The sequence below is a fragment of the Azohydromonas lata genome (assembly GCF_034427735.1).
GTDB lineage: Bacteria > Pseudomonadota > Gammaproteobacteria > Burkholderiales > Burkholderiaceae_C > Azohydromonas > Azohydromonas lata.
This window is the reverse complement of sequence record NZ_JAXOJX010000034.1, coordinates 20,991-46,412: the sequence shown is the minus strand read 5'-3', so window position 1 is coordinate 46,412 and position 25,422 is coordinate 20,991. Positions and strand designations below refer to the sequence as shown.

Annotated in this window: 21 protein-coding genes; 14 read left to right on the top strand and 7 right to left on the bottom strand. The window is 70.0% G+C overall.

Going from position 1 to position 25,422, the window contains the following annotated elements:
- Nucleotides 1–25: 25 nt before the first annotated feature.
- From SM757_RS19525 to SM757_RS19515, 3 genes are all read right to left on the bottom strand, one after another.
- Complete coding sequence (locus tag SM757_RS19525) at nt 26–1,813, bottom strand: acyl-CoA dehydrogenase C-terminal domain-containing protein (RefSeq protein ID WP_322466768.1); 1,788 nt, start codon at nt 1,811–1,813, stop codon at nt 26–28.
- Between the two features lie 36 nt (nt 1,814–1,849).
- A complete protein-coding gene (locus SM757_RS19520; RefSeq protein WP_322466767.1) occupies nt 1,850–2,533 on the bottom strand; it encodes a TetR/AcrR family transcriptional regulator in 684 nt (227 codons plus the stop codon).
- 92 nt (nt 2,534–2,625) lie between these two features.
- A complete protein-coding gene (locus tag SM757_RS19515; RefSeq protein WP_322466766.1) occupies nt 2,626–3,996 on the bottom strand; it encodes an OmpP1/FadL family transporter in 1,371 nt (456 codons plus the stop codon).
- Nucleotides 3,997–4,311: 315 nt separating this feature from the next.
- Between SM757_RS19515 and SM757_RS19510 the strand changes: the two genes are divergently transcribed.
- A complete protein-coding gene (locus SM757_RS19510) occupies nt 4,312–5,265 on the top strand; it encodes a cation diffusion facilitator family transporter (RefSeq protein WP_322466765.1) in 954 nt (317 codons plus the stop codon).
- 39 nt (nt 5,266–5,304) lie between these two features.
- On the opposite strand, the gene SM757_RS19505 is transcribed toward SM757_RS19510, so the two are convergent.
- Complete coding sequence (locus tag SM757_RS19505) at nt 5,305–6,000, bottom strand: phosphatase PAP2 family protein (RefSeq protein ID WP_322466764.1); 696 nt, start codon at nt 5,998–6,000, stop codon at nt 5,305–5,307.
- A 236-nt stretch (nt 6,001–6,236) separates the two neighbouring features.
- On the opposite strand from SM757_RS19505, the gene SM757_RS19500 reads away from it, so the two are divergent.
- The 7 genes from SM757_RS19500 (at nt 6,237) to SM757_RS19470 (ending at nt 13,900) form a co-directional block, all read left to right on the top strand.
- A complete protein-coding gene (locus SM757_RS19500) occupies nt 6,237–6,959 on the top strand; it encodes a hypothetical protein (protein WP_322466763.1) in 723 nt (240 codons plus the stop codon).
- A 195-nt stretch (nt 6,960–7,154) separates the two neighbouring features.
- Nucleotides 7,155–9,014 (top strand): dihydroxy-acid dehydratase, encoded by a 1,860-nt coding sequence (ilvD, locus tag SM757_RS19495; RefSeq protein ID WP_322466762.1) that lies wholly within the window; start codon nt 7,155–7,157, stop codon nt 9,012–9,014.
- A gap of 430 nt (nt 9,015–9,444) precedes the next feature.
- Nucleotides 9,445–9,765: a hypothetical protein gene (locus tag SM757_RS19490; RefSeq protein WP_322466761.1), complete on the top strand. Its 321-nt coding sequence runs from the start codon at nt 9,445–9,447 to the stop codon at nt 9,763–9,765.
- Between the two features lie 96 nt (nt 9,766–9,861).
- Complete coding sequence (locus SM757_RS19485) at nt 9,862–10,545, top strand: hypothetical protein (RefSeq protein ID WP_066333021.1); 684 nt, start codon at nt 9,862–9,864, stop codon at nt 10,543–10,545.
- A gap of 143 nt (nt 10,546–10,688) precedes the next feature.
- Nucleotides 10,689–11,219, top strand: a complete 531-nt coding sequence (locus SM757_RS19480) for a hypothetical protein (RefSeq protein ID WP_066333018.1) — start codon at nt 10,689–10,691, stop codon at nt 11,217–11,219.
- Between the two features lie 262 nt (nt 11,220–11,481).
- Entirely contained in the window at nt 11,482–12,957 is a 1,476-nt protein-coding gene (locus tag SM757_RS19475) for an aldehyde dehydrogenase (NADP(+)) (protein ID WP_322466760.1), read from the top strand.
- A gap of 349 nt (nt 12,958–13,306) precedes the next feature.
- Complete coding sequence (locus SM757_RS19470; protein ID WP_322466759.1) at nt 13,307–13,900, top strand: hypothetical protein; 594 nt, start codon at nt 13,307–13,309, stop codon at nt 13,898–13,900.
- Nucleotides 13,901–13,992: 92 nt separating this feature from the next.
- On the opposite strand, the gene SM757_RS19465 is transcribed toward SM757_RS19470, so the two are convergent.
- Nucleotides 13,993–14,628 (bottom strand): YidB family protein, encoded by a 636-nt coding sequence (locus SM757_RS19465; RefSeq protein WP_322466758.1) that lies wholly within the window; start codon nt 14,626–14,628, stop codon nt 13,993–13,995.
- A 99-nt stretch (nt 14,629–14,727) separates the two neighbouring features.
- Between SM757_RS19465 and SM757_RS19460 the strand changes: the two genes are divergently transcribed.
- The 6 genes from SM757_RS19460 to SM757_RS19435 all read left to right on the top strand — a co-directional run bounded on the left by SM757_RS19460 (nt 14,728) and on the right by SM757_RS19435 (nt 21,623).
- Nucleotides 14,728–16,068: an acyl-CoA dehydrogenase family protein gene (locus SM757_RS19460; protein WP_322466757.1), complete on the top strand. Its 1,341-nt coding sequence runs from the start codon at nt 14,728–14,730 to the stop codon at nt 16,066–16,068.
- A gap of 102 nt (nt 16,069–16,170) precedes the next feature.
- A complete protein-coding gene (locus tag SM757_RS19455) occupies nt 16,171–17,490 on the top strand; it encodes an acyl-CoA dehydrogenase family protein (protein ID WP_322466756.1) in 1,320 nt (439 codons plus the stop codon).
- A gap of 47 nt (nt 17,491–17,537) precedes the next feature.
- On the top strand, nt 17,538–18,896 hold the full coding sequence (locus SM757_RS19450) for an LLM class flavin-dependent oxidoreductase (RefSeq protein ID WP_066342409.1): 1,359 nt from the start codon (nt 17,538–17,540) through the stop codon (nt 18,894–18,896).
- An 81-nt stretch (nt 18,897–18,977) separates the two neighbouring features.
- Entirely contained in the window at nt 18,978–19,793 is an 816-nt protein-coding gene (locus SM757_RS19445; protein WP_322466755.1) for a MetQ/NlpA family ABC transporter substrate-binding protein, read from the top strand.
- An 11-nt stretch (nt 19,794–19,804) separates the two neighbouring features.
- Complete coding sequence (locus SM757_RS19440; RefSeq protein WP_084267998.1) at nt 19,805–20,989, top strand: methionine ABC transporter ATP-binding protein; 1,185 nt, start codon at nt 19,805–19,807, stop codon at nt 20,987–20,989.
- Nucleotides 20,970–21,623 carry a methionine ABC transporter permease gene (locus tag SM757_RS19435; RefSeq protein WP_066342407.1) on the top strand — a complete coding sequence of 218 codons (654 nt, stop codon included), beginning with the start codon at nt 20,970–20,972 and terminating at the stop codon, nt 21,621–21,623. Before SM757_RS19440 ends, SM757_RS19435 begins: the two co-directional genes overlap by 20 nt.
- Before the next feature lie 92 nt (nt 21,624–21,715).
- Here the strand turns inward: SM757_RS19435 and ngg are convergent, their stop codons facing one another.
- Together ngg and SM757_RS19425 are read right to left on the bottom strand one after the other, a co-directional pair.
- Nucleotides 21,716–23,500, bottom strand: coding sequence for an N-acetylglutaminylglutamine synthetase (gene ngg, locus SM757_RS19430; RefSeq protein ID WP_322466754.1), 1,785 nt, complete (start codon nt 23,498–23,500; stop codon nt 21,716–21,718).
- Between the two features lie 130 nt (nt 23,501–23,630).
- A complete protein-coding gene (locus SM757_RS19425; protein WP_322466753.1) occupies nt 23,631–25,211 on the bottom strand; it encodes a sensor histidine kinase in 1,581 nt (526 codons plus the stop codon).
- Between the last annotated feature and the right edge of the window lie 211 nt (nt 25,212–25,422).

The following is a 25,422-nucleotide window of genomic DNA, read 5'->3' as shown; positions in this document are numbered from 1 at the left end:
CCGGTAAAGGGTCAAGCCGCGGGGCTCAGAACAGCGCCTCGTCCATCGCCATCAGCGGCTGCGCTCCGCTGCGGGCGCGCCGGATCAGCATCGCGGTCTCAGGCAACAGCTTGGCAAAGTAGAAGCGGATGGTGGCCAGCTTGGCGCGGTAGAAGGCGTCCTCGCCCTGCTTGCGCACGGCAATGCGCGCCTGCAGCACGAAGAGGTAGGCGAACACCAGATGGCCGCACACGCGCAGGTAGTCCACGGCGGCAGCGCCCACCTCGTCGCGGTTCTGGAAGGCTTTGAAGCCCAGCTCCGTCGTGAGCTTCACGACCTTGTCGCCCAGGTCGGCCAGCGGGTTGACGAACTCCTGCAGCGACTCGTTGACGCCTTCCTGCTCGATCAGCTCGCGCACCTTGGCGCCGAAGATCTTCATGCGCTTGCCGTTGTCGCCCAGCACCTTGCGGCCCAGCAGGTCCAGCGCCTGGATGGTGTTGGTGCCCTCGTAAATCATGTTGATGCGCGCGTCGCGGACGAACTGCTCCATGCCCCATTCGGCGATGTAGCCATGCCCGCCGTACACGCCCAGGCATTCGGACGTGGCCGTCCAGCCGTTGTCGGTGAGGAAGGCCTTCACGATGGGCGTGAGCAGCGCCAGCAGCTCAGCGGCCTCGTGGCGCTCGCCTTCGTCTTCGCACGCATGCGCCTGGTCCAGCAGCAGCGCGCTGTACATGGCCAGCGCCCGCCCGCCCTCGGCATAGGCGCGCGCGGTCAGCAGCATGCGGCGCACGTCGGGGTGGACGATGATGGGGTCGGCCGGCTTGTCCGGCGCCTTTGGGCCGGAGAGCGCGCGCATCTGCAGCCGGTCCTTCGCGTAGGCCACGGCGTTCTGGTAGGCCACCTCGGTGAGGCCCAGGGACTGCATCCCCACGCCCAGCCGCGCGGCATTCATCATCACGAACATGGCCTGCAGGCCCTGGTTGGGCTGCCCAACCAGCGTGCCGTGCGCGCCCTCCAACACCATCTGGCAGGTGGCGTTGCCGTGAATGCCCATCTTGTGCTCCAGCCCCGAGCAGAAGATGCCGTTGCGCGCACCCAGGGCGCCATCGGCCTGCGGCATGAACTTGGGCACCACGAACAGCGAGATGCCCTTGCTGCCCGGGGGCGCGTCCGGCAGCCGCGCCAGCACCAGGTGCACGATGTTGGCCGCCAGGTCGTGCTCGCCGGCGGAAATGAAGATCTTCTGTCCCGTGAGGCGGTAGCTGCCGTCGGCCTGCGGCTCGGCCTTGGTGCGCAGCAGGCCCAGGTCCGTGCCGCAATGCGGCTCGGTCAGGCACATGGTGCCGCTCCATTCGCCGCTGGTGAGCTTGGGCAGGTAGAGCTGCTTTTGCTCGTCCGTGCCGTGCGCGTGCAGGCATTCGTAGGCGCCGTGCGACAGGCCCGGGTACATGGTCCAGGCCTGGCTGGCGGAATTCAGCATCTCGTACAGGCACTGGTTGAGCACGATGGGCAGACCCTGCCCACCGTACTCGGGGTCGCAGGACAGCGCCCCCCAGCCCCCGGCCACGAACTGCCCGTAGGCCGCCTTGAATCCGGTCGGCGTGCGCACCTCGTGCGTCGCCTTGTCGAGCGTGCAACCTTCGCGGTCGCCCACGGCGTTGAGCGGCGTGACGACCTCGGCGGCGAACTTGCCGGCCTCCTCCAGCACGGCGTTGATGGTGTCGGCGTCCACGTCCGCATGCCGCGGCAGGGCCTTGAACACGTCGGCAACCTGCAGCATCTCGTGCAGGACGAACTGCATGTCGCGCAGCGGAGGCGTGTACGTGGGCATGAGACTCTCCTTGAGGTGCAGGGATCGTTGCGCCGCTCAGCCGCGCGCGGCGGCAGGGGCCTGGGACATGCCGGCCGAGGCTTGATCACCAGCAGCCCAGCGCTCGACGATGCGGTTGAAGCCCAGGCGGGCGCGGCGCGGCGCGTCGGTGCGGCGCAGCAGCCGCGCGTCGTGGTGCACGGCCAGGATGAGCCCGTGGATCTCGAAGCGCAGTTGCGCCGGCTCGGCGTCAGAACGCAAGTGGCCTTCGCTCACGGCCAGCGCAATGGCGCGCTCCAGCGCCGCGTGCCAGCCGCCCACCATGGCCACCAGCGCGTCGCGCACGGCGCCCGGGCGGTCGTCGAACTCCACCGCACCGCTGATGTAGATGCAGCCCGCGGCCAGCTCTGCCGTCACGCGCTCCAGCCAGTTCTCGAACAGCACCCGCAGCCGCGGCAGCCCGCGCGACTGGCGCAGCGCGGGCTCGAACACCTCGGCCGAGAAGCGCCGGTGGTATTCGTGGATCACGGCGATCTGCAAATCCTCGCGCGAGCCGAAGTGGGCGAACACGCCGGACTTGCTCATGCCCGTGCGCTCGGCCAGCAGGCCTATGGACAAGCCCTCCAGCCCCGCATGCAGCGCGTGCGCCAAGGCCGCCTCCAGGATGGCCGCGCGCGTGGCCTGGCCCTTGGTGGGCCTCGCCGGCGTGCCTGGCGCGTCAGCCGTCCGGGAAGAAGTCATCGTGGGGTGCCACCTTAAAACGAACGTTCGTTCTATTTTAGGCAGCACCCTTTCCCCGTCTCAAGGGGGGTTTTTACGGACAGGGGATGGACTCAGAAGGCGCGCGAGTACTGCACGCCCATGAGCCAGATGCGGCTGTCGTAGCTGCCGCGCACCAGGCCGCGGCCGGCGGCGAGCTGGTTGTTGTTGATGTCCGTGTCCTTCACGAAAATGTGGGCCAGGCCGAAGTCCACGCGGCTGTCGGCGTCCGGGCGCCACTGCGCGCCCGCCGACAGCCAGGTGCGGTTGCCGTCGGGCAGCGACACCAGCGTGGTCTCGGCCGCGGCCACGGGCGTGCGGTCGTAGGCCAGGCCACCCTTGAGCGTCCAGGCGTTGTTGAGCGCGTAGTTGGCGCCCAGCGCGACGCGCCAGGTGTTGCGAAAGCGCGCCTCCAGCGTCTGCGCCGTGGCGCCGGATGCGCCCGTGGGCGTGATGGGTTGGGCCACCGAGGAAGTGCGCACGATGTTGACGTCCTGGACACTGTTCCAGCCCGTCCACGACACGTCGCCCAGCACCTCCCACTGCGCGTTGACGCGCTGCGCGCCGGAGATGATCAGCGTCTCGGGCAGCTTGATGCGCGTGTAGGCGCCACTGTTGCCAATGGCTGCGACCGCGGGCGCAGCCGCCGCCGGCGCGGACGTGTTCAGGCTGCCGTCCAAGGTGTGCTTGATGGCCGAGCGGTAGGAGATGCCCAGCCGCGTGTCCTCGTTGGGCTTGTAGAGCACGCCGACGTTCCAGCCCCAGGACCAGTCGTTTGCCCGGAACGACACCGAGGACGCCTGCAGCGGCAGCACGCCTATGGGCGTGGGCAGCGGCGCAACGCTGATGGTGCGCAGGTAGTCGGCGCTGATGCGCTGGTAGTTGATGCCCGCACCGACCGACAGCGTGTCGTTGACCTTGAAGGCCAGCGAGGGGTTGATGTTGAGGGTCTTGACGTCGAAGTGGCGCGCGTGCGCGGCGCCCACCCACGGGTCGTCGTACTCGGTCTTGAGGCCGAAGGGCGCGCTGATGCCTATGCCGCCCCAGAGTTGCGGGCTCAGCTTCCAGCTCAGGTAGGCATTGGGCACGAGGTTGGTGGTGCCCGCGTTGCCGCCGTTGCCCGCCAGCGTGGGCACGCCGGGCGGCGTGCCGGTGAAGGAGCCGTTGTCGCGGAACTTGGCGCTGATGTCCACCAGCGAGCCGCCCAACGAGATCTCGCGGTCGCGCAGCTCCGTCATGCCCGCGGGGTTGAAGTAGATGGTGCTGGCGTTGTCGGCCACGGCCGCCGAGCCGGCATAGGCCGTGCCTATGCCGCTGGCGTTCTGCTCCAGCAGCTGAAACCCCGCGGCCTGCGCCAGCGAGCAGCCCAGCAGCCCAAGCAGCGCGGCCGGCACGGCCTTGAGAGCCGGCTTGTGCAAGCGGGGGTTCAGCGGGTTCTTGGTCATGCCTGGTCTCCTGCGTGATGACATGTCGGACGTGAGGAACATCAAGATGGATGCGCGCGCGACGCGGCGCACGCGTTCCGTACGGCAAGCATGCGGGTGAAGTCCATGGCACGCCGTACGTGAGAACGCCAGCCTGTGGCGCATGGGCAACGACGCGCCACACGGCAAGGCACATACCCAGGACGCTGCCAGGCGCAGCCCCGTGCAAATCCCGGGTCCGGCGGGCCTGCAGGGGCCGGGGAACAGGCCTTGCCGGAAGCCGCCATCGCGCGCCCGCCGGGACGCGCCCAGGAACAGCAGCAAGGGAGCACGCGCATGGCCGAAAGCCGGGCGGCGATCTACGGCGCCATAGGCGCCAACGTGGCGATCGCGGTGACGAAGTTCGTGGTGGCCGGCATCACCGGCAGCTCGGCCATGCTGTCCGAGGGCATCCACTCCGCCGTGGACACGGGCAACGGCGTGCTGCTGCTGGTGGGCACCAAGCTCAGCGAGCGCCCGCCCAGCCCCGAGCACCCCTTCGGCCACGGCAAGGAGCTCTACTTCTGGAGCCTCATCGTGGCGGTGCTGATCTTCGGCATCGGCGGGGGCGTGTCGCTGTTCGAGGGCATACAGCACATACGCCACCCCGAGCCCATGACGGACGTGCGCTGGAACCTCATCGTCCTGGGCGCGGCCGTGCTGTTCGAGGGCGCGAGCTTCCTCGTTGCGCTGCGCCAGTTCCGCCGCGAGAACAGCGGGCGCCCCTTCTGGCAGGCGCTGCGCTCCAGCAAGGACCCCACCACCTACACCGTGATGGCCGAGGACTCGGCCGCGCTGCTGGGCCTGCTGGTGGCCTTCGTGGGCATAGGCACCAGCCAGTGGCTCCACGAGCCGGCGCTGGACGGCGCGGCCTCGGCGGTGATCGGCCTCATCCTGGCCGGCGTGGCCATCCTGCTGGTGCGCGAGTCGCGCGGGCTGCTCATAGGCGAAGGCATACGCGCCACCACCGCGCACGACATCCGCGCCCTGGCCCTGGCGCAGCCCGGCGTGCGCGAGGCGGGCTGGCCGCTGTCCATGTACATCGGCCGCGACGAGGTGCTGCTCACGCTGGAGCTGGTGTTCGACGAGGATGTGCCCGTGCAGCAGGCGGCCGCCGCCACCGCCGCATTGCGCCGCGACGTGCAGGCGCGCTTTCCCGTGATCAAGCGCATCAGCGTCCAGCCCGTCACGGCGCTGGCGGTGAAGGCGCCCACCCCGGAAGACATGCCCGCGCCCGTGGCACCCCTGTGAGGGCATCGCGCGCCAGTGGCCTGCCCACGTGGCCCGTGCCTATTGCTCCTGCGACGGGTGCCCCGGCGGCGGGCGCAGCGCCTGCGCGATGCCCCACCACGCCAGCGCCCACGCCGCGCCCACGGCCCAGCCGGCCAGCACGTCGCTGGGCCAGTGCACGCCCAAATAGACGCGGCTGATGCCCACCAGCAAGGTCAGCACCACCGCCACGCAGACCACGTGCAGCCGCAGCCGCCGGTGCGGGAGCTGCCGCGCCACCAGCGCCGCCAGCGTCAGGTAGACCAGTGCCGACAGCATGGCGTGCCCGCTGGGAAAGCTGGGCGAAAGCACGTAGGCGCCGTGCGGCACCAGGTCCGGCCGCGGCCGGTCGAACAAGCCCTTGAGCAGCCAGGACAGCAGCATCCCGCTCAAGCTGGACGCCAGCACCGACGCGGCCGTGCGCCGCAAGCCCGCCAGCAGCAAATAGCTGCACACCGCCAGCAGCACCAGCCCAAGCACGCCATGGCCGCCCAACCCGGTGAGGTCGCGCATGAATTCCTCGAACCAGCGCGGCCCAAGCGGGTCCGACGGGTCGGCCGGGTTGCGCATCGCCAGCAGGATGGCGCGGTCCAGCGTGTGCAGCTCGCCCTCGCCCACCTCCTCGCTCAGCGCGATGAAGGCCCACAAGCCCGCCGCTGCCGCCAGCAGCGCGGCCAGCACCCGCGGCTCCGGGCGCCGCGTCCACAAATTTCTCATGTCGCTCCTTTGGCCCACACCGGGCCGCCACCGCGCGGCGGTGCACAGGGCAAGAGGCTCGCCCGCCGGCCCGGGTTCCCCGGCAGGGGCCCCGAACCACGGCGCCCCCGCGCACGTTACCTCCTGTCCCAACGGCAACCGCGCCACGGCTGGACAAGGCGCAACCCGGCGCGCTATGCCTGCGCTGCCGCGGCAACAGGCCGCCAATCAAGCAAGCACGACACAGGAGGACGACGATGAGGCTGGGATCCGCACTCGGGACGCTGGCGCTGGTGCTGGTGTCCGCCGGCAGCGGCTGGGTGCTGCACGGGCTGGCGCAGCCGGACCCCGTACCGCCCGCCGCCCCGCAACAGCCGCCGGCCTCCATGCCCACGCAGGGGCGCTCCAACGGCTCGCTCATGGCCTTCCCGCAGGCCGGCCCCGCGTCAGGCGCGGACGACGTGGTGCAACTGCACCCCGACGGCAGCGCCAGCCTGCAGGTGCAGCGCAAGCCGCCGGCCTGGGTGCTGGCCGAGCTCTGCCGCCAGGGCGCGCGCGACCTGCCCGGCTGCACCACCACCACCGCGCTGGCCACGCCCATGCCCGCCGCACCGTCCCCCGCGCCGGGCACGGCGCCCGCCAGCTACGGCAGCGACAGCGAGGTGCTGCGCCGCCTCAACGACGCCAGCGAGCAGGTGCGCTTCGAAAGCCTGCAGCAGGCCCGCGGCAACGGCGTGCTGGTGCCCAAGGAGACGCTGCTGTCCATCATGCGCAACGACCCCTCCGAGCGCATGCGCCAGGAGGCCTTCGAGGACTACGTGGACGCCAGCTCCGGCACGCTGCAGGAGCTGCGCGCGGCCATGCAGGACGCGCTGCGCGTGCCCAACACCGTCATACAGACCCAGGCCCGCGAGCAGTTGGACCTGCTGGAGCGCGCCGAGCGCGAGGACGCCGAATCCCCCGTGCAGCGCGAGCGCTGAAGACGGCCACTTGGCGCGCACCTTGCGCCGGCTTTCGCCGCAGCGCCGCCCGCCGCGTGGGACGGGCGCCGCCGGGGGGTGGGCAATAATTGCGCGTTTGCCCAGGGCGCGGCTCAAGAGCTTGTTCGCACGGGCGCGCAAGGGGCCTGTATCCGCCGGGCCCGCCATCCCCCTCGTCTTTCTTCAGCACCCACGATGCCCGCATACCGTTCCAAGACTTCCACCGCCGGCCGCAACATGGCGGGCGCCCGCTCCCTGTGGCGCGCCACCGGCATGAAGGACGATGACTTCTCCAAGCCCATCATCGCGGTGGTCAACTCCTTCACCCAGTTCGTCCCCGGCCACGTGCACCTGAAGGACCTGGGCCAGCTCGTGGCCCGCGAGATCGAAGCCGCCGGCGGCGTGGCCAAGGAGTTCAACACCATCGCCGTGGACGACGGCATCGCCATGGGCCACGACGGCATGCTGTACTCGCTGCCCAGCCGCGACATCATCGCGGACTCGGTGGAGTACATGGTCAACGCGCACTGCGCCGACGCCATGGTGTGCATCTCCAACTGCGACAAGATCACCCCGGGCATGCTCATGGCCGCCATGCGGCTCAACATCCCGGTGATCTTCGTCTCCGGCGGCCCCATGGAAGCCGGCAAGACGCGGCTGGCCAACCCCGTCACCAAGGCCATCGAGCTGCGCAAGCTGGACTTGGTGGACGCCATGGTCATGGCCGCCGACCAGGCCTACTCCGACGCCGACGTGGCCGAGGTCGAGCGCTCGGCCTGCCCCACCTGCGGCTCCTGCTCCGGCATGTTCACGGCCAACTCCATGAACTGCCTGACCGAGGCGCTGGGCCTGTCGCTGCCGGGCAACGGCACCGTGGTGGCCACGCACGCCGACCGCGAGCAGCTGTTCAAGCGCGCCGGCCGCCGCATCGTGGAGCTGGCCCGCCAGTACTACGAGCAGGACGACGAGCGCGTGCTGCCGCGCTCCGTGGGCTTCAAGGCCTTCGAGAACGCGATGACGCTGGACATCGCCATGGGCGGCTCCACCAACACCATCCTGCACCTGCTGGCCATCGCGCGCGAGGCGGACATCGCCTTCACCATGGCCGACATCGACCGCCTCTCCCGCGTCGTCCCGCAGCTCTGCAAGGTGGCGCCCAACACCAACAAGTACCACATCGAGGACGTGCACCGCGCCGGCGGCATCTACGCCATCCTGGGCGAGCTCCAGCGCGCGGGCAAGCTGCACACCGACGTGCCCACCGTGCACGCGCCCACGCTGGGCGAGGCCCTGCGGCAGTGGGACGTCACCCTCTCGCAGGACGAGGCCGTCCAGACCTTCTACAGGGCCGGCCCCGCCGGCATCCCGACCCAGGTCGCCTTCAGCCAGAACACCCGCTGGCCCAGCCTGGACCTGGACCGCGCCGAAGGCTGCATCCGCTCCTACGAGCACGCCTTCTCCAAGGAAGGCGGCCTGGCCGTGCTCACCGGCAACATCGCCCTGGACGGCTGCGTGGTGAAGACCGCCGGCGTGGACGAGAGCATCCTGGTCTTCGAAGGCACGGCCCACGTGACGGAGTCGCAGGACGAGGCGGTGGAGAACATCCTCAGCGGCAAGGTCCAGGCCGGCGACGTGGTGATCGTCCGCTACGAGGGCCCCAAGGGCGGCCCCGGCATGCAGGAAATGCTCTACCCCACGAGCTACATCAAGTCCAAGGGCCTGGGCAAGGCCTGCGCGCTGCTGACCGACGGCCGCTTCTCCGGCGGCACCTCGGGCCTGTCCATCGGCCACTGCTCGCCGGAAGCGGCGGCCGGCGGCGCCATCGGCCTGGTGAAGGACGGCGACCGCATCCGCATCGACATCCCCAACCGCAGCATCGACGTGCTGCTGTCCGACGAGGAGCTGGCACACCGCCGCGAGGTGCAGAACGCCAAGGGCTGGAAGCCCGCCCAAGCGCGCCCGCGCAAGGTGTCCGCCGCCCTCAAGGCCTACGCCAAGCTGGTGATGTCGGCCGACAAGGGCGCCGTGCGCGACCCGTCGCTGCTGGACGACTGACGGCTGCGCCCACGGCGGGCCGCCCGGCCCGCCCGCCGCCGCTCCAAGCCGCTCCCGGAGCGGCTTTTTCGTTGCCGGCGCTTTACAGCGTTTGTCGGCGGCGCAAGGCCCGGTATCCAGCCCGCACCAAGTGTTGCGGTGGTGAACAGCGTGTTTCTTTGGTCTCGGCGGTGCACGCCGCTGCCGCCGCGCGGGCCCCTCCACGGTGGGAACCGGCCTGGAGGAAGACGGGGTGGCGCCACCCGCCGGCCGGGGCCGCATCCCGCCCCCATGAGCAGGTCCATGGGTGCCACCGCACGGTGGTGGTGGCCCAACCGGCGTACACCTACCTTGTAGACATGCAGCGATGCCAGACCAGCCGGCGCACCCCATGCGCCCGCTCCTGGCCGTCGCCCGCCAACACAAGGAAACGAACCCGCTGGAGCCGCTCATGAAGATTTCCAAAGGACTGGGCACGTTGGTGCTGATGGCGCTGTCGGTAGGCGCGAGCTGGGTGCTGCTGGCGCCGGACGCCGTGCCGCCCGCCGCTGCGGCCCCCGCCACGGCCACGGCGGCGGCGGACGGACGGGGCTTTTCGGTGCTGGCCTGGCCGCAGCCCGTGACTGAGGCGCCCCACGCCACCGCCGTCACCGCGCCGGCCGGGGCCGCCTTGCCCGCGACACCGGCGCCCAAACCGCACACCGAGCCGTCCACCCAGCCGGAGACCGACCCCATGGAAACCACCTTGGAAGACGATCCGCCGCCGCAATGACCCCGCGGGCTGGACGGATACCTGAAATGCCTTGAACCGCCGCGCCGCCCTGGATCACCCAGGAGCGCCACACGGCCAACAGCGAAGGAGTCGGGCATGAACGCAATCCATGGCGCAAGCGCACTGGCGCTGGCGGCGGCTTCGGCCGCGCTGGGCTGGGCCCTGCATGCGCCCGCGCTGCACACGGCGGCGGTGCTGGCGCCGTCTTCCGAGGCGTCCAGCTTGAGCCCCTCCCCGCTGGCCTGGCCGCGGCCGGAGCAGGAGGGCAGCGGCGACGGCACCGCCCCCAGCGTGCGCCTGCACGAGGACGGCAGCGCCAGCGTGCAGGCGCTGCGCCAGCGGCCATTGTGGATACTGGACGAGCTTTGCCGCCAGGGCGCGGCCCTGCGCCCCGGCGCCTGCACACCAGCCATGGGCGACGCCGCCAATGCCAGCGCAGCCTCTCCCGCCGCCGCCCCGCTGGCGCAGGCGCTGCGCGACGGCAGCGAGGCCCAGCGCTACGACGCGCTGGTGCAGTCGCGCACGGCGGGCGTGCTGGTGGCCGAGGACGTGCTGATGCGCCTCATGGCCGAGGGCCCTTCCGAGCGCGTGCGCCTGGCCGCCTTCGACAGCTACATGGAGCTCAAGTCCGGCGACGTGGACCACCTGCGCAGCGGGCTGCAGGCCGTGCTGCGCATCCCCTACACGCCGCTGCAGGCCCGCGCCCGCGAGCAGCTCGACGGCATAGAGCGCCTCTACGACCAGGGCGTGGCGCTGCAGCAAGGCCAGCGCCAGCCCTGACCCCTTTCCCCGCCCGCCGGCGCCGCCGGCCGTGCCGCCCCCGCGCGGCGCGGCCCGCACGCGGGCGGCGACCTTCCCGCGGCACCGCGCCCTGCCGGGCCCCGCGCGGCGACTGCTTGATACGGCCCGGCCAAGGAGCACACATGAAGCTCACATCCGTTTTCGCGCCGTCCCGCACCGTGTTGGCTGGCCTGTTGGGCGCGGCGGCACTGGCCGCGGCCGTCCCGGCGCAAGCCGAAATCCTGGTCACCATGTCGCGGCCCGGCAATTTCGCCGGCATCACCGCGGGCGGCCAGCTCATGCCGCTGACGCCGGCCGGCGCCAACCAGACGCCAGCCTTCTTCGTCCCGGCCGGCAGCCGCTTCCTCGTCAGCTACACGGCCGAGTGCGCCAACGACGCGGCCACCACGTCCTCCTGGGTGAGCCTGGACATTCGCGCCGTCAACGTCGCCACCGGCGCCATCACCGTGCTGCCGCCCACCAACGTCGCCGGCAGCCAGGACGCCTTCTGCACGTCCAACGGCACGGCGGGCTACGACGGCTGGACCACCACCACCGTCATCGCCACGGGCGTGCAGTTGCCCGCAGGCAATTACCGGCTCCAGGTGTATGCCCGCACCGTCAACGGCGGCTTCGGCTGGCTCAGCGACAGCTCGCTGACGGTCTGGCGTTGAAAGCCCGCACCCGCGCCACGCGCCTGGCGCCGCACGGCGGCGCCCGCGGCGGCAAGGCAGGCCGGCCCGCAGCACCCCTGCGGGCCGGCCTGCCGCCGTTTCACCCGTCCCTTTGACCCTTGCGATTTCCAGCATGCGGAACAGCCCGCCAGCGCTTGCCGCGCCCGCGTACTAAGCTGTGGCCACTCTCCCCACTCCAGCGGCACAGCCCGGCGCGTCCGGGCTGGCGCGTTTCTGGACCCTCGAAACAGGAAGTACCCCCATGCTGCAATCCATAGATGCCCGCACGCACGAGCCCTTCGGCCAGGCGCTGCCGGAATCCGGCGCCGACGACGTCAACCGTGCCGTTGAAGCGGCCGCCGCCGCGTCCGACGCTTGGGCCGCCTCGCCCGCCGCCGCCCGCGCCGCGCTGCTGCGCGGCCTGGCCGACGCACTGGAAGGCCAGCGCGAAGCGCTCGTCCCGCTGGCCGACCGCGAAACCGGCCTGGGCCCCGTGCGCCTGAACGGCGAGCTCGACCGCACCGCCTTCCAACTGCGCGGCTTTGCCGACCAAGTGGACGCCGGCGCCCCCTACACCTGCACCGACGACCCGGCCGTGGCCGGCGCGCCGCCCGCGGGCCGGCCGCGCCTGACCCGCGTGCGCGTGCCCGTCGGCCCCGTGGCCATGTTCTCGGCCAGCAATTTCCCCTTCGCCTTCTCGGTGCTGGGCGGCGACACGGCCTCGGCGCTGGCCGCCGGCTGCCCGGTGGTGGTCAAGGCCCACCCGGGCCACCCGCAGCTCTCGCGTGCGGTGTTCGAGCTGGCGCGCGGCGTGGCCGCGGCGCAGGGGCTGGACGAGGGCGTGCTGCAAATGGTCCAGGGCGCGGGCATTGACGTGGGCGTGCAGCTCGTCCGCCATCCGCTGATCCAGGCCGTCGCCTTCACCGGCTCCTTCCGCGGCGGCGCCGCGCTGCAGGCCGAGGCCAACGCCCGCCCGCAGCCCATTCCCTTCTACGGCGAGCTGGGTTCCATCAACCCCGTGATCGCCCTGCCCGCGGCACTGGCCGACAAGGGCGCCGAGTTGGCCAAGACCCTGGCCGCCTCCATCGCCCTGGGCTGCGGCCAGTTCTGCACCAGCCCCGGCGTGGTGGTGGTGCAGCAGGACGAGGCCTCGCAAGCCTTCGTTCAAGCCTTTGCCGAGGCGCTGGCCGCCCAAACCCCGCACGCCATGCTCACGCCCGGCATGCGCAAGGCGTTTGACGCCGGCGTGGCCCGCCTCACCGGCCACGAGGGCGTGAAGACGCTGGTGGCGGTGGACGCCGCGCCGGCCGCCGTGGCGCCCACGCCGCTGCTGGTGCAAACCACGGCCGAGCGCTTCACGGCCAGCCACGCCCTGCGCGAAGAGGTGTTCGGCCCCGCCGCCGTGGTGGTGCAGGTGGCCGATGCCGACGAGGCCGTGCGCGTGCTCAAGGCCGTGGGCGGCAGCCTGACGGTGACGGTGTGGGGCGCGGAAACGGCGGGCGACGAGGCGCAGCGCATCGTCCGCGCCGCCATGCAGGTGGCCGGCCGGGTGCTGTTCTCCGGCGTGCCCACGGGCGTGGCCGTGACCGCCGCCCAACACCACGGCGGCCCCTGGCCCGCCTCCACCGCGCCCTTCACCACCTCGGTGGGCTACGCCGCGCTGGACCGCTTCCTGCGCCCCGTGGCGCTGCAAGACGCGCCGGCCTGGCTGCTGGAGCGCAAGGGACAGGCCTGCTGATCCGGGTGCACTGAAACCGCCTCCCGTGGATTGGAGTAGGGCCGTGGCAAAGCCACCGGCCCTGCTCCCACCCGGCCGACAGCGCCGTTGCCGTGCGCACGATGCCGGCCATCCAAGCCCAAACGCGGGCATACGGACTTTCCCTTGAAAGCCAATTTGATTTGAAGTAAATCAAACGCACAGATTCATCTGCTGATGACAATTTGAAATTCTGTTTCACCCGCAAATCTCACGCATCAAAAAGTCTCAGGATTTCCAGCGCTCAGCGCCAACCCTTAGCATGAACGGATGATTACCCTCGCACGGTGAAAGTCTTGTAATTCACCACAGCATTTTTACGGCAGTTTTCATGAAGTTTTCCCGCGTTTTTCTGGTATTTTCGGCCGGCACCTTGGCGGCAGGCCTGTGCCAAGCGGCACCCACTGGCGCTTTCGGCCCCATATACCCCTCCATCAATAACACCTGCAAAACCATTGCGAGAGACAAAAGCGTCAGCTACCCGGAGACCGGATCCTGGGAGATGGTGCATTTCAAGATTGCCGGAACGGTCGTCCCCACTCAAGAGCAGTCCGGCGGCACATCGCGCTTGAAATTCACCATTGAAACCCACGGCGAAGGGTTGGGTGCCACCACGGGCGCCAAATACGTGTTCGACGGCCGCATGGAAACCACGGTCAACACCGGCAGCAATACCGGGAGCAACAGCGGCGCAAACTCCAGTATCAAATCCACCGGCAATGCCGCCGCGGTAGGCGACAAATTCCAATTTACCGGCATTTACAAGATCTCCGCACGCGTTCACAGCAGCGAGAATGCCGACCCGTCGAAAGACAATCTCACCATTGAATTCCCTATTCAGGTCAGCTATGCCGACGGCGCTGCCGTTGCATGGCCGGTCAATGCCCGGGACGACATCCGGCTGATCTGCCAGCCCGCGCCCTGACGTGCCACCGGAGCACGCGCCTGTCGTGGCTTGGAGAAGCCCGGCAGGCGCAATTTTTTGAAAGGCCGGTCAGCCGAGTGCCTGAGGCACTTTCAGCCGCCGAGCTGGCGCGCGAAGTCGTCAATGCTGCTGCGCAAGTCGTCCTCGCCCGGTAGTTGGCCCTGCGGCGTGAAGCGGTCCACCACCTCAGGCAGCAGCTCGGACAGGCCCATACGCGCCTCGTCCTCGCTCACACCGGCCTCGCCGGCGATCTCGGACAACTGCTGTGGGTCGAAAAGCTGCGACACCGCCTCCGGCGGCAGCGGCTCGTTGGGCCCGGCGCTCACCCACGACTGCGCCTGCTGCCCGTAGCCCTGCTGCGAAAGCTGGCCCAACAGCCCGGCCAGCCCGCCCAAGCCGGCCAACGCACCCAGGCCGCCCAAACCACCCGCGCCGCCCAGGCCGCCACCCATGGGCGAGTGCCCGCCGCCCAACACGCTGCCGAGCACACCGCCCAAGCCGCCCATGCCGCCGGCACCGCCCAAGCCCCCCACCCCGCCACCCGCGCCCCGGCGCCGGTTGGCCAGCAGGTTGAGGACGATGGGCAGCAGCGCCATCAGCACCCGCGGGTTGACGCCGCCGCGCCCAACGCCGCCGCCCATGGGCGTGTTCATGCCCGTGCCCATGGGAGCGTTGCGCCCCGCATTCACGCCGGCGAGTCCGCCCAGGATCTGGTCCAGCAAGCCCATGTCCGTACTCCTTCAGGTTTGACGCATCGAGCCCGCTTGCCGGCAACCCCTGTGCCAGCCCCGTTGGAAAACACGGCCGAAAACACAATCCATATTTGATTGCCGCATATTGGCGCGCGGGCCGCCTGTATATCCGTATGCGGAAGTTTTAGTTCGGTCATTAATCCTTCTTGCCTAGCATGGCCTTCGTCCAATCAAGAACGAGGGAACACCGTGACGGACCTCACCATGGAAAAGGCCAGGCCCGCGGTGGCAGGAGAAAACCCGCCCACGCTGGCGGAGTTGAAACGCCGCGCCGCCGCCTTGCTGCCTGAATTGCGGCGCGGCGTGGAGGACAGGGAAAGAAACCGCGTCCTCCCGCACGACCAGATTCGGCGCATCGCCGCCGAACGTTTATTGACGCTTCGCATTCCCGTGCCCTACGGCGGCCCCGGCGCCAGCGTGCGCGAAGTGGTTCAATTCGTCGTGGATGTTGCCGCCGTGGATTCGAACCTTGCCCAGGCCTTGCGCCCAAGCTTCTTGTTCCTGGAGGGCCTGCTTTCCAGCGGCGACGAGGCCACGCGCCGCCGCTGGCTGCCGCGGTATTTGCGCGGGGACATTTTCGGCAACGCGGGCTGGGAAATCGGCGGCGCCAGTGGTGCCATCAGCAGCCGGATACGGCGCGAGGGCGAGCATTACCGCGTGAACGGCAGCAAGTATTACAGCACCGGCAGCCTGTATGCGGACTGGGTCAGCGTTGCGGCGCTGGACGAAAATAGCCACGAGCTCAGATTCATGCTGCCGCGCGGCCGCCAGGGCCTGGAATTGGTGGACGATTTCGACGCCATGGGCCAGCGCCTGACCGCCAGCGGCACCACGAATCTGGTGGACGTGCTGGTGCAGGCCGAGGACATCATTCCCACCCCGCTGCAATCATCCGGACAAACCCGGCGCTCCATCGTCACGCCCTTTGCCCAATTGTTCCTGGCCGCGGTGGAAGCGGGCGTGGCCAAGAATGCGCTGGCCGACGCGGTGGAATTTGCCCGCCACCACGCACGGCCCATCAAGCACAGCACGGCGCAGCGCTCGGTGGATGACCCTTATGTCGAATTCTCGGTGGGAGAAATAGCCGCCCAGGCTTACGCGGCCGAGGCCGTGGTATTGCGAGCGGCCGAACAAATCGACGCCGCGTGGGCAGCGGGGCTGGACGAGGCTGCCATCGTTCACGCCGCCCTGGACGTCGCCCAGGCCCAATATGTGGCCGCCGCCGCGGCCTTGAAAGCCTCGGAACTGGTATTCGACGTGGGCGGCGCCTCCACCACCGCGCGCAAGCACAACCTGGACCGCCACTGGCGCAATGCACGCACGGTGGCCAATCACAATCCGCGGCATTGGAAGGCGGCCGTGGTGGGCGCCTGGCATTTGAAAGGCACACCGCCGCCCAATTCCGGCCTGTTTTGAAAAACTGAATATCTCGGCCGTTTTCAGATTCAGGCGTTCCTGCCGCACCGCCCGCGCAAGCAACACGCGCCGCCCATGCTTTTCATCTGCAGTGGAGATCCCATGCCCTACGCGCCCTGCGCCGACTTCACCCTGCGCCACCCGAGCGACGAGGCGCTGGCTGCCTACGCCGAAGAGCTGGCCGCCGAGATCGGCAAGACGGCCCGCTTCTACGACGAGACGGGCGGGTTCCCTTCCGAGCATTTCGAATTGCTGCGCCAGCGCGGCGCCCTGAAACTCACCATTCCGCGGGCATTGGGCGGCCGGGGCTTGTCGCTGTACGAGCTGCTGATATTCCAGGAGCGCCTGGCCAAGGGCAGCGCCAGCACGGCCTTGTCGCTGGGCTGGCATTTGATGGCCTTGGGCTATTTGAGTTTTGACTTGAAATGGCCCCGCCCCGCTTTCGAGCGCCTGTGCCGTGGCGTGGTACAGCGCGGCGATCTGGTGAATATCTTGATTACCGAGCGCGACGGCGGCAATCTGCTGCGCGGCGGCAAGGCCGCCACGGTGGCGCACAAAACCGGCGAAGGCTACGTCATCTCAGGCCGCAAGGCCTTTTGCTCGGCAGCCCCGGCCTTGAACCAGATGATCCTCTACGCCTGGGACGAGCAGGCCGGAAAAACCGCGGAATTCCTGGTGCCGCGCACGCCGGACGTTCATGTCGTTGAAAACTGGAACAGCCTGGGCATGCGCAGCACGGGCAGCCATGACATTGAATTCGACGGCGTGCTAGTGCCGCACGAAGCCAAATTGCTCGAAATCGAGAAAGACCAACCCAGCAGTTTCACGACCGGCAGCCGCGCTTTTGGACTGCAGGTTGCCGCGGTTTACCTGGGCATCGCGGCAGCGGCGCGGGATTTCATCCTGGAATTTGCCGACAGCCGCCAATCACCCAGTTTGGGCAGCGCCATTCTCGATGCGCCGCATGCCCAGCAAAAACTCGGCGAGATCGAGTTGCTGCTCTCAGCTTCCAAGACCCAGCTTTACGGCCTGGCCGAGCTGTGGGAACGCCACGACGCTTTGAAACACCGCCTGCACCACGAGGTATGGACCACCAAATACATGGTCACCAACAACGCCGTGCGCATCGTGGAATTGGCCATGGGCATTGCCGGCGGGCATGGATTGTCACGCGATTTCCCGCTGGAGCGGTATTGGCGCGACGTCCAATGCGGCCTGCACAACCCGCCGCAAAACGACATGGTCGTTTCCACGCTGGCGCAGGCCGCCACCAGGGATTACCGGCAGCGCAGGCGGGAGGCCGAAAAACCCGCGGCGCCCGGGGCCTCCGCGCAAACCGCACCTGTGGAAACTACTGCGCAGGCCGAATCCACTGTTTCGCAAACCGCTTCTATACCCACCGAGGAAGCCGTGTTTCATTGAACCCAAAAAAAACCGCGCCCAATTTTCACCGAGCTGAAGACTTGCCCATGCCGAAGAAACAAATCATCCTCAACGCGTTCAACGAAAATTGCGTGGGCCATATCAACCATGGCTTGTGGACGCATCCGCGCGACCGCAGCACGGAATATCACAGCCTTGAATTCTGGACGGACATGGCGCGCACGCTGGAGCGCGGCCTGTTCGATGGGATATTCATTGCCGACATCCTGGGCGTTTACGACGTTTACGAAAGCGGGCTGGATCTAACCTTGCGTGAGGCCGTGCAACTGCCCATCAACGACCCGCTGCTGCTGGTGTCGGCCATGGCGGCGGCGACCTCGCACCTGGGCTTTGGCGTCACGGTCAACGCGCTGTCCGAGCACCCTTACCTGCTGGCGCGGCGCTTTTCCACGCTGGACCACCTCACGCGCGGGCGCTTCGGCTGGAACGTGGTCACCGGCTACCTGGACAGCGCGGCACGCGCCATCGGCCTGGACAACCAGCTCATCCACGACGAGCGCTACGACCGCGCCGACGAGTGCCTGGACGTGCTCTACAAGCTGCTGGAGGGCAGTTGGGAAGACGGCGCGGTGCGCCGCGACAAGGCCGCGCGCGTCTATGCCGACCCGGCCCGGGTGCACCCCATACGCCACCACGGGCGCTGGTACGACGTGGAGGGCGTGCACCTGAGCGAGCCCTCGCCGCAGCGCACGCCCGTTCTTTACCAGGCCGGCACCTCGGGCCGCGGCCAGCGCTTCGCGGCGCGGCACGCGGAAGCCATCTTCATCGGCGGCCACGACAAGGCCGCGGTGCGGCACACCGTGCAGGAGCTGCGCGGGGCGGTGGCGCTGGCCGGGCGGCGGCCGCAGGACGTGAAGATCGTCCTGGGCGTGAGCGTGGTGCCCGGCACCACCGCGGCCGAGGCGCGCGACCTGCACGAGGAGTACCAGCGCCACGCCAGCCCCGAGGCGGGACTGGCGCACTTCGCCGCCAGCGTGGGCGTGGACCTCTCGCGCTACGGGCTGGACGACCCGATCCGGCCGGAGGGCACCAACGCCATCCAGTCCGCCGCCAAGGCGCTGCAGCAGTTGGGCGGCACGCGGCGCAAGCTGCTGGAGCATTTCAGGCTGGGCGGCCGCTACCCGGCCATCGTGGGCGACGCCTCCCAGGTGGCCGACGAGCTCCAAAGCTGGGTGGAGGACACGGGCATAGACGGCTTCAACCTCACCCGCACCGTCGTCCCCGAGAGCTTCGAGGACTTCGTGGACCTGGTGGTGCCGGCCCTGCAGGACCGCGGCGTCTACAAGACCGCCTACGCGCCGGGAACGCTGCGCCACAAGCTCTTCGGCGAAGGGGACCGGCTGCCGGATCGGCATGCCGCAGCCGCATTCCGCCGCACCCACTGAGCCGCTTTTCTTCCGCCATGGCATGCCGCCCTGCCGGCAAGGCGGCGCTGCCCGACACCACCTCTCCCGAACTCAAGAGCCATGAAACCCACCTTCTCCCGCTTCCTCCTGCCCCTGGCCGCCACCTTCTTCCTCCTCGGCGGCGCCCAAGCGCAGGCGCTCAAGGTCGGCGCCTCGGCCGGCGTGCATGCCGACACCATGGAGGCCGCCGCGCGCGAGGCGCGCAAGCAGGGCCTGGACGTGAAGGTGATCGAGTTCACCGACTGGACCACGCCCAACACCGCCCTGCAGGCCGGTGACCTGGACCTCAACTACTTCCAGCACCAGGCCTTCCTGGACAACGCCATCAAGGAGCGCGGCTACAAGTTCGCCGTGGCCGGCGTGGGCGTGCTGCCCAACATCGGCCTGTTCTCCCACCGCATCAAGAAGTTCGAGGAGCTCAAGGACGGCGCCAAGGTCGCCGTGGCCAGCGACCCGGTCAACCAGGGCCGCGGCCTGTCGCTGCTGGAAAAGGCGGGCCTCATCAAGCTGCGCGAGGGCGCGGGCCTGCGCGGCTCGGTCAACGACATCGTCGCCAACCCCAGGAAGCTGAAGTTCGTCGAGGTCGAGGGGCCGCAGCTGGTGCGCGCCATAGACGACGTGGACCTCGCCCAAGGCATCCCCGCCCATTTCGTGAGCGCCGGCAAGCCGCAGGTGGCCAGCTCGGGGCTGCTCTACACGGGCGTGGCCGACCGGCTCTTCGCCATCCGCTTCGTCACCCGGCAGGACAACGTGAACGACCCGCGCGTCAAGAAATTCGTCAAGGTCTTCCAGGAATCCAAGGCCGTGCGCGACGAGATCAGCCGCCTCTTCGGCGGCGACGCCAGGCTCTACAGCCTGCCGTGGCTGAACCAGTGAGGGCCAGCGCCATGACCGCCAAGCAATGGGCCCTGGCGCCCTGGTCCTGGTTCCTGCCGGCGCCGCCGCACGGTGGCCAGGGCACGCCGCCCGGCGCGGCCGGTGCCGGCGCCCCATCCGGCCGCGACGCCTGCGGGCACCGCCCCACGGCGGGCACCGTGCGCTTCGAGCAGGTGGGCAAGACCTACCCGTCCTCGGCCGGCCCGGTGCGGGCGCTGTCGGGCATCAGCCTGGACATCCCGGCCGGCAGCATCTTCGGGATCATCGGCCGCAGCGGCGCGGGCAAATCCAGCCTGCTGCGCACCATCAACCGCCTGGAGCAGCCCAGCGAGGGCCGCGTGCTGGTGGACGGGCAGGACCTCGCCACGCTGGACGAGCAGGGCCTGGTGCTGCTGCGCCGCCGGGTCGGGATGATCTTCCAGCATTTCAACCTGCTGTCCTCCAAGACGGTGTTCGACAACGTGGCGCTGCCGCTGCGCGTGGCGGGCGTGCGGCCGGACCACGTCCGCGCCCGCGTGGCGGCGCTGCTGGACCTCGTCGGCCTGCGGGGCAAGGCCGACACCTACCCGGGGCGGCTTTCCGGCGGGCAGAAGCAGCGCGTGGGCATCGCCCGCGCGCTGGTGCACGCGCCGGAAATCCTGCTGTGCGACGAGGCCACCTCGGCGCTGGACCCGCAGACCACGCAATCCATCCTGGCGCTGCTGCGCGACATCAACCGCCGCCTCGGGCTGACGGTGGTGCTGATCACGCACGAGATGGGCGTGATCCGCGAGATCTGCGACGAGGTGCTGGTGCTGGAGAAGGGCCGCATCGCCGAGGCCGGTGCCGTGTGGCAGGTATTCGGCTCGCCCGCGCACGACGCCACGCGCGCCCTGCTGCGCCCGCTGGAGCACGGCCTGCCGGGCGACCTGCAGGAACGGCTGTCCGCCCACCCCGTGCCCGGCGGCGCCAGCCGCCGCGTGCTGGAGCTGCACTACAGCGGCGCGGGCGGCCTGGAGCCGGACCTGGCGCGCATTGCCGCCGCGTTGGGCGGCACGGTGCGGCTGCTGCACGGCGGGGTGGACCGCATCCAGGGCCACAGCCACGGCCGGCTGCTGCTGGCCGCCGACCTCGGCGGGCCGGACGCCGCGGCGCTGGCGGCCCTGAACCTTTGCCATCACGCCAGGGAGCTGGGCTATGTCCCCGATCATGCTTGAGCGCCTATGGGAGGCGCTGCTGGACACGCTGCTGATGGTGGGCAGCTCCGCGGCCATCGCGCTGCTGGCCGGCATTCCGCTGGCGGTGCTGCTGGTGCTCACGGCCCCGGGCGGCGTGCTGCCCTGGCCGCGCTTCAACAAGGTGGCGGGCGCCATCGTCAACGCCTTCCGGGCCACGCCCTTCATCGTGCTGCTGGTGGCGCTCATACCGCTCACGCGCCTGCTCACCGGCACCACGATTGGCGTGTGGGCGGCGGTGGTGCCGCTGTCCATCAGCGCCACGCCGTTTTTCGCGCGCATCGCCGAGGTGAGCCTTCGGGAGGTGGACGCGGGGCTGATCGAGGCCGCGCAGGCCATGGGCTGCCGCCGGCGCCACATCGTGTGGCACGTGCTGCTGCCGCAGGCGCTGCCGGGCATCGTGGGCGGCTTCACCATCACGGTGGTGTCCATGATCGGCGCCTCGGCCATGGCCGGCGCGGTGGGTGCCGGCGGCTTGGGCGACCTGGCCATCCGCTACGGCTACCAGCGCTTCGACACCACGGTGATGGTGGTGGTCATCGCGGTGCTGGTGGCGCTGGTGAGCGCGGTGCAGCTCACCGGGGACTTCTGGGTGCGACGTTTGAAGCAGCGGTAAAGAGGGAAGCGAGGGGGCGCCATGGCGCTGCAGCCGCTGCGCGCGCGTGGGTTCGCAAGCACCCACGCGCTTTTTTCATTGGGCGCGGCGCGTCACACCGTCTGCGGGAACAGCAGGTCCACGAAGCGCTGCACCACGGGCTGCGGCTCATGGTTGGCCAGGCCGGGGCGCTCGTTGGCCTCGATGACTACGTAGTCCGGCTGGTCCACGGCGGGCACCAGGAAGTCCAGGCCCGTCACCGGGATGCGCAGCGCCCGCGCCGCGCTCTCGGCCGCCTCGCGCAGGCGCGGGTGCAGTTGCGCCGTGACGTCGTGGATGGTGCCGCCCGTGTGCAGGTTGGCCGTGAGCCGTGCCCGCACCACCTGGCCCTCGGCCGGCACGCTGTCCCAGGTGAAGCCTTGGGTGGCGAGGCAGCGTTCGGTCTCGGCGTCCAGCGGGATGCGGCTTTCGCCGCTGGTGGCCGCGGCGCGGCGGGCGCTGTGGCGCTCGATCAGCTCGCGCACGCTGGACCGGCCGTCCCCCGTCACCTGCGCCGGCCGCCGCACCGCCGCCGCCACCACCCGGTAGCCGATGACGACGATGCGCAAATCCTCGCCGGCGCAGAACTCCTCCAGCAGCACCGGGCCGCCCTCGGCGGCGGCGCGCTCCACGGCTTGCGCCAGCGTCGCCTCGTCGCGCACGTCCACGCTGATGCCGCGGCCCTGCTCGCCCTGCAGCGGCTTGACGACCACGGCGCCGTGCTCGCGCAGGAAGGCGGCGTCGGCCTGTACGTCGCCCGCGCGCTGCTGGTGCGGCACGCGCAGGCCCACGGCCGAGAGGCGCCGCAGGGTCAGCGCCTTGTCCTGGCACCAGCTCATGGCCACGCCGCCGGTGAGATCGGTGAGCGACTCGCGGCAGAGAATTTCGTTGCCGAAGTGGCGCAGCTTGAAGATGCCGGCCTCGGCGTCCAGCACTTCCACGCCGATGCCGCGGCGGCGGGCTTCGTCCACGATGACGCGGGCGTACACGTTCAGGCCCGCGACCTCGCTGCCGCCGTCGAAGATGCGCTGGTTGTGGGCGTTCTTGCGCTTGACCAGAAAGCCCGTGGCGGGCTCGAAGCCCAGCTTCTCGTACAGCGCGATGGCCTGGTGGTTGTCGTGCATGACGGACAGGTCCAGGAAGCGCCGGCCGCGGCGCGCGAAGTGGTCCATCACGTGGTGCACCAGTGCCTGGCCGATGCCGGCGGTGCGGGACTGGGGATCGACCGCCAGCGCCCACAGGCTGCTGCCGCCCTGGGGGTCGCCGAAGGCCAGGGCGTGGTCCAGGCCGAGCACGGTGCCCACGACCTCGCCGCTGGCCTCGTCCTCGGCCACGAAGTAGGCCAGGGCGTCGTGCTGGCGTTGCGCCCAGGCCGTGGCCGGGTCCAGCGGCAGCATGCCGCGCTGGCGGTAGAGGCGGTTGGCGGCGGCGACGTCGCCGCGCGTGGCCAGCGGACGCAGGGCCACGCCGGGCGGGGGCGGCGGCAGGGGCTCCAGGGCGTCCAGCGCGTGGCGCAGCAGCAGCGAGGGGTCCAGGAACAGCTCATTGGGCGCCTCGGCCAGCACCAGTTGCGGCGACTCGACGTAGAGCGCGATGTCGCGCCGGTCCGGCGCCTCCTGCAGCAGCGTGCGGGCGATGTCGGCGGGGCTGGCCAAGGCGGGGGCGAACAGCAGCCGGCCCCAGCCGAAGTCGGCCCAGGGCTGCGCGGGTTGGGCGGCATCGGCGCTCGGCGGGCCGTCGGCGGCGGGCGAGCGCAACAGGGCCGGCGTGGCCGGCGCGCGGGAGGCGGTCGAGTGCAACAGGTTCATCAGGCGGTCTTCCCCGGCGCCCTCATGGGGGCGCGTCTGGTGTTCGTCCATGGAAGCGCCTGCAACCGGGCAAGGCGGCAAGCGCGTGGAACACGGGGAGAGCAAGGGGCGTACCGCCCGGCAGGAGGACGACCGCGGTTGCGCTCTGCGCCGGGGCCTTGCACGCCCGCTGGAACATCAGTCAGCCGCCCTCGCCTTCGCCCAAGGGCAGCCGCCACAGCACCGTGGTGCCGCCCCCGGGCTGGGACTCGATGGCGAAACTGCCGCCCAAGGCCTCTATGCGCTCCTGCATGCCCACCAGCCCCCACTTGGCCCGGCCGGCCACGGGTTGCGCGGCCTCTTCGAGGCTGAAGCCCCGGCCGTCGTCCTCCACGCTGCCCACGAGCTGGCGGCGGCGGCGCTCCAGGCTGACGCTGGCGCGCGAGGCGTGGGCGTACTTGGCGACGTTGGTGAGTGCCTCCTGCACCACGCGGAACACGGCGGCCTCCACCTGCGGCGGCAGGCGCTGGCCGTCGTCCAGGCCGCGCGCTTCCACGTCGGCGTCCACGCCGGTGAGCTCGGACCAGGTCTGCACGTAGGCGGCCACGCCCTCGGCCAGGCCGCAGTCCTCCAGCGCCGTTGGGCGCAGGATGAAGATGATGCGGTCCAGCTCGCGGTCGAGCTGCTGCATGAGGTCGTGCAGCCTGTCCAGCGCGTCGCGGGGCGGCGCGGCGGCGTGGCGCAGGCTGCCCACCGACAGCGCCATGGACGAGAGGTACTGGCCCAGCCCGTCGTGCAGCTCGCGGGCGATGCGGCGGCGCTCGTCGTCCTGCAGCGTCTCCATGTGCAGCAGCAACTGGCGCAGCGCATAGGTGCGCTCGGCCACGCGCTGCTCCAGCAGCTCGTGGGCGCGGCGCTGCTCGGTGACGTCGCGCATCACGCCGATCATGCGCACCGGCTGGCCGTAGGCGTCGTAGAAGAAGTGGCCCCGTGCCGAGAGCCAGTGCACCGAGCCGTCAGGGTGGAGGGTGCGGAAATCGTGCTCGTAGCTGCAGCGGCCCTGCATGGAGCGCTGCAGCGCGGCCTCGGTGCCGGCACGGTCGTCCGGGTGCACGCGCGCCATCCAGGCCTCGTAGCTGGGCTGGATCTCGCCGACGGTGTAGCCCTCCATGCGGTAGTGCTCGTCGGACCAGATCACGCGCTGGGTGCGCAAGTCCCAGTCCCAGGTGGCGAGCTCGCCCACGGCCACGGCCAGGCGCTGGCGCTCGACGTTCTCGCGCAGCGCGCGCTCGGCGCGCACGCGGCGCGTGGTCTCGATGATGGTGAGGAAGATGCCGGCCACACGGCCCGCCTCGTCGTACACCGGGCTGTAGGAGATGGTGAACCAGGCGTCTTCCAGCATGCCGGAGCGCTGGATGGGAAAGAGCGCGTCCTCCATGGACACCGAGTCGCCTTTCCACACCCGCTCGTAAATCGGCCCGTTGATGTGCCAGACCTCAGGCCAGCACTCCCGCGTGGGCTGGCCCAGCCCGGCGGGGTGCTTGACGCCCATGAGCTCGCGGTAAGGGTCGTTGTAGACCTGTATCAGCTCCCGGCCCCACAGCACGATGGTGGGAAAGGGGTGGGCAAGAACGATGTGCACGGCGGTACACAGGCTCGCGGGCCATTGCGCCAGGGGACCGAGCGGCGTCGCGGCCCAATCGTGCGTGCGCACCAGGTTGGCCATTTCGCCCTTGGCGAACGGCCAGGCCTGCTCGTTGTCCAGGGAGTACTGCGTTGCCACGGGAGAAGAGTAGTCCGACGGTGGGCGGTCATCCAGGATAACGCCCGGGGAGCAGGCGGCAGGCCCGGGAGAGGTGCACGGGCTCATGGCGTGATGCCGCGCAGCCCTGGCCGGCGCCGGGCGCGGCGCTTAGTCCTTGCCTCTGACAGACCGTCCACCGCGGGCCACACTGGCGCTTCTGTCCAGACGCAGCCGCCCCAAGAAAAGCCTT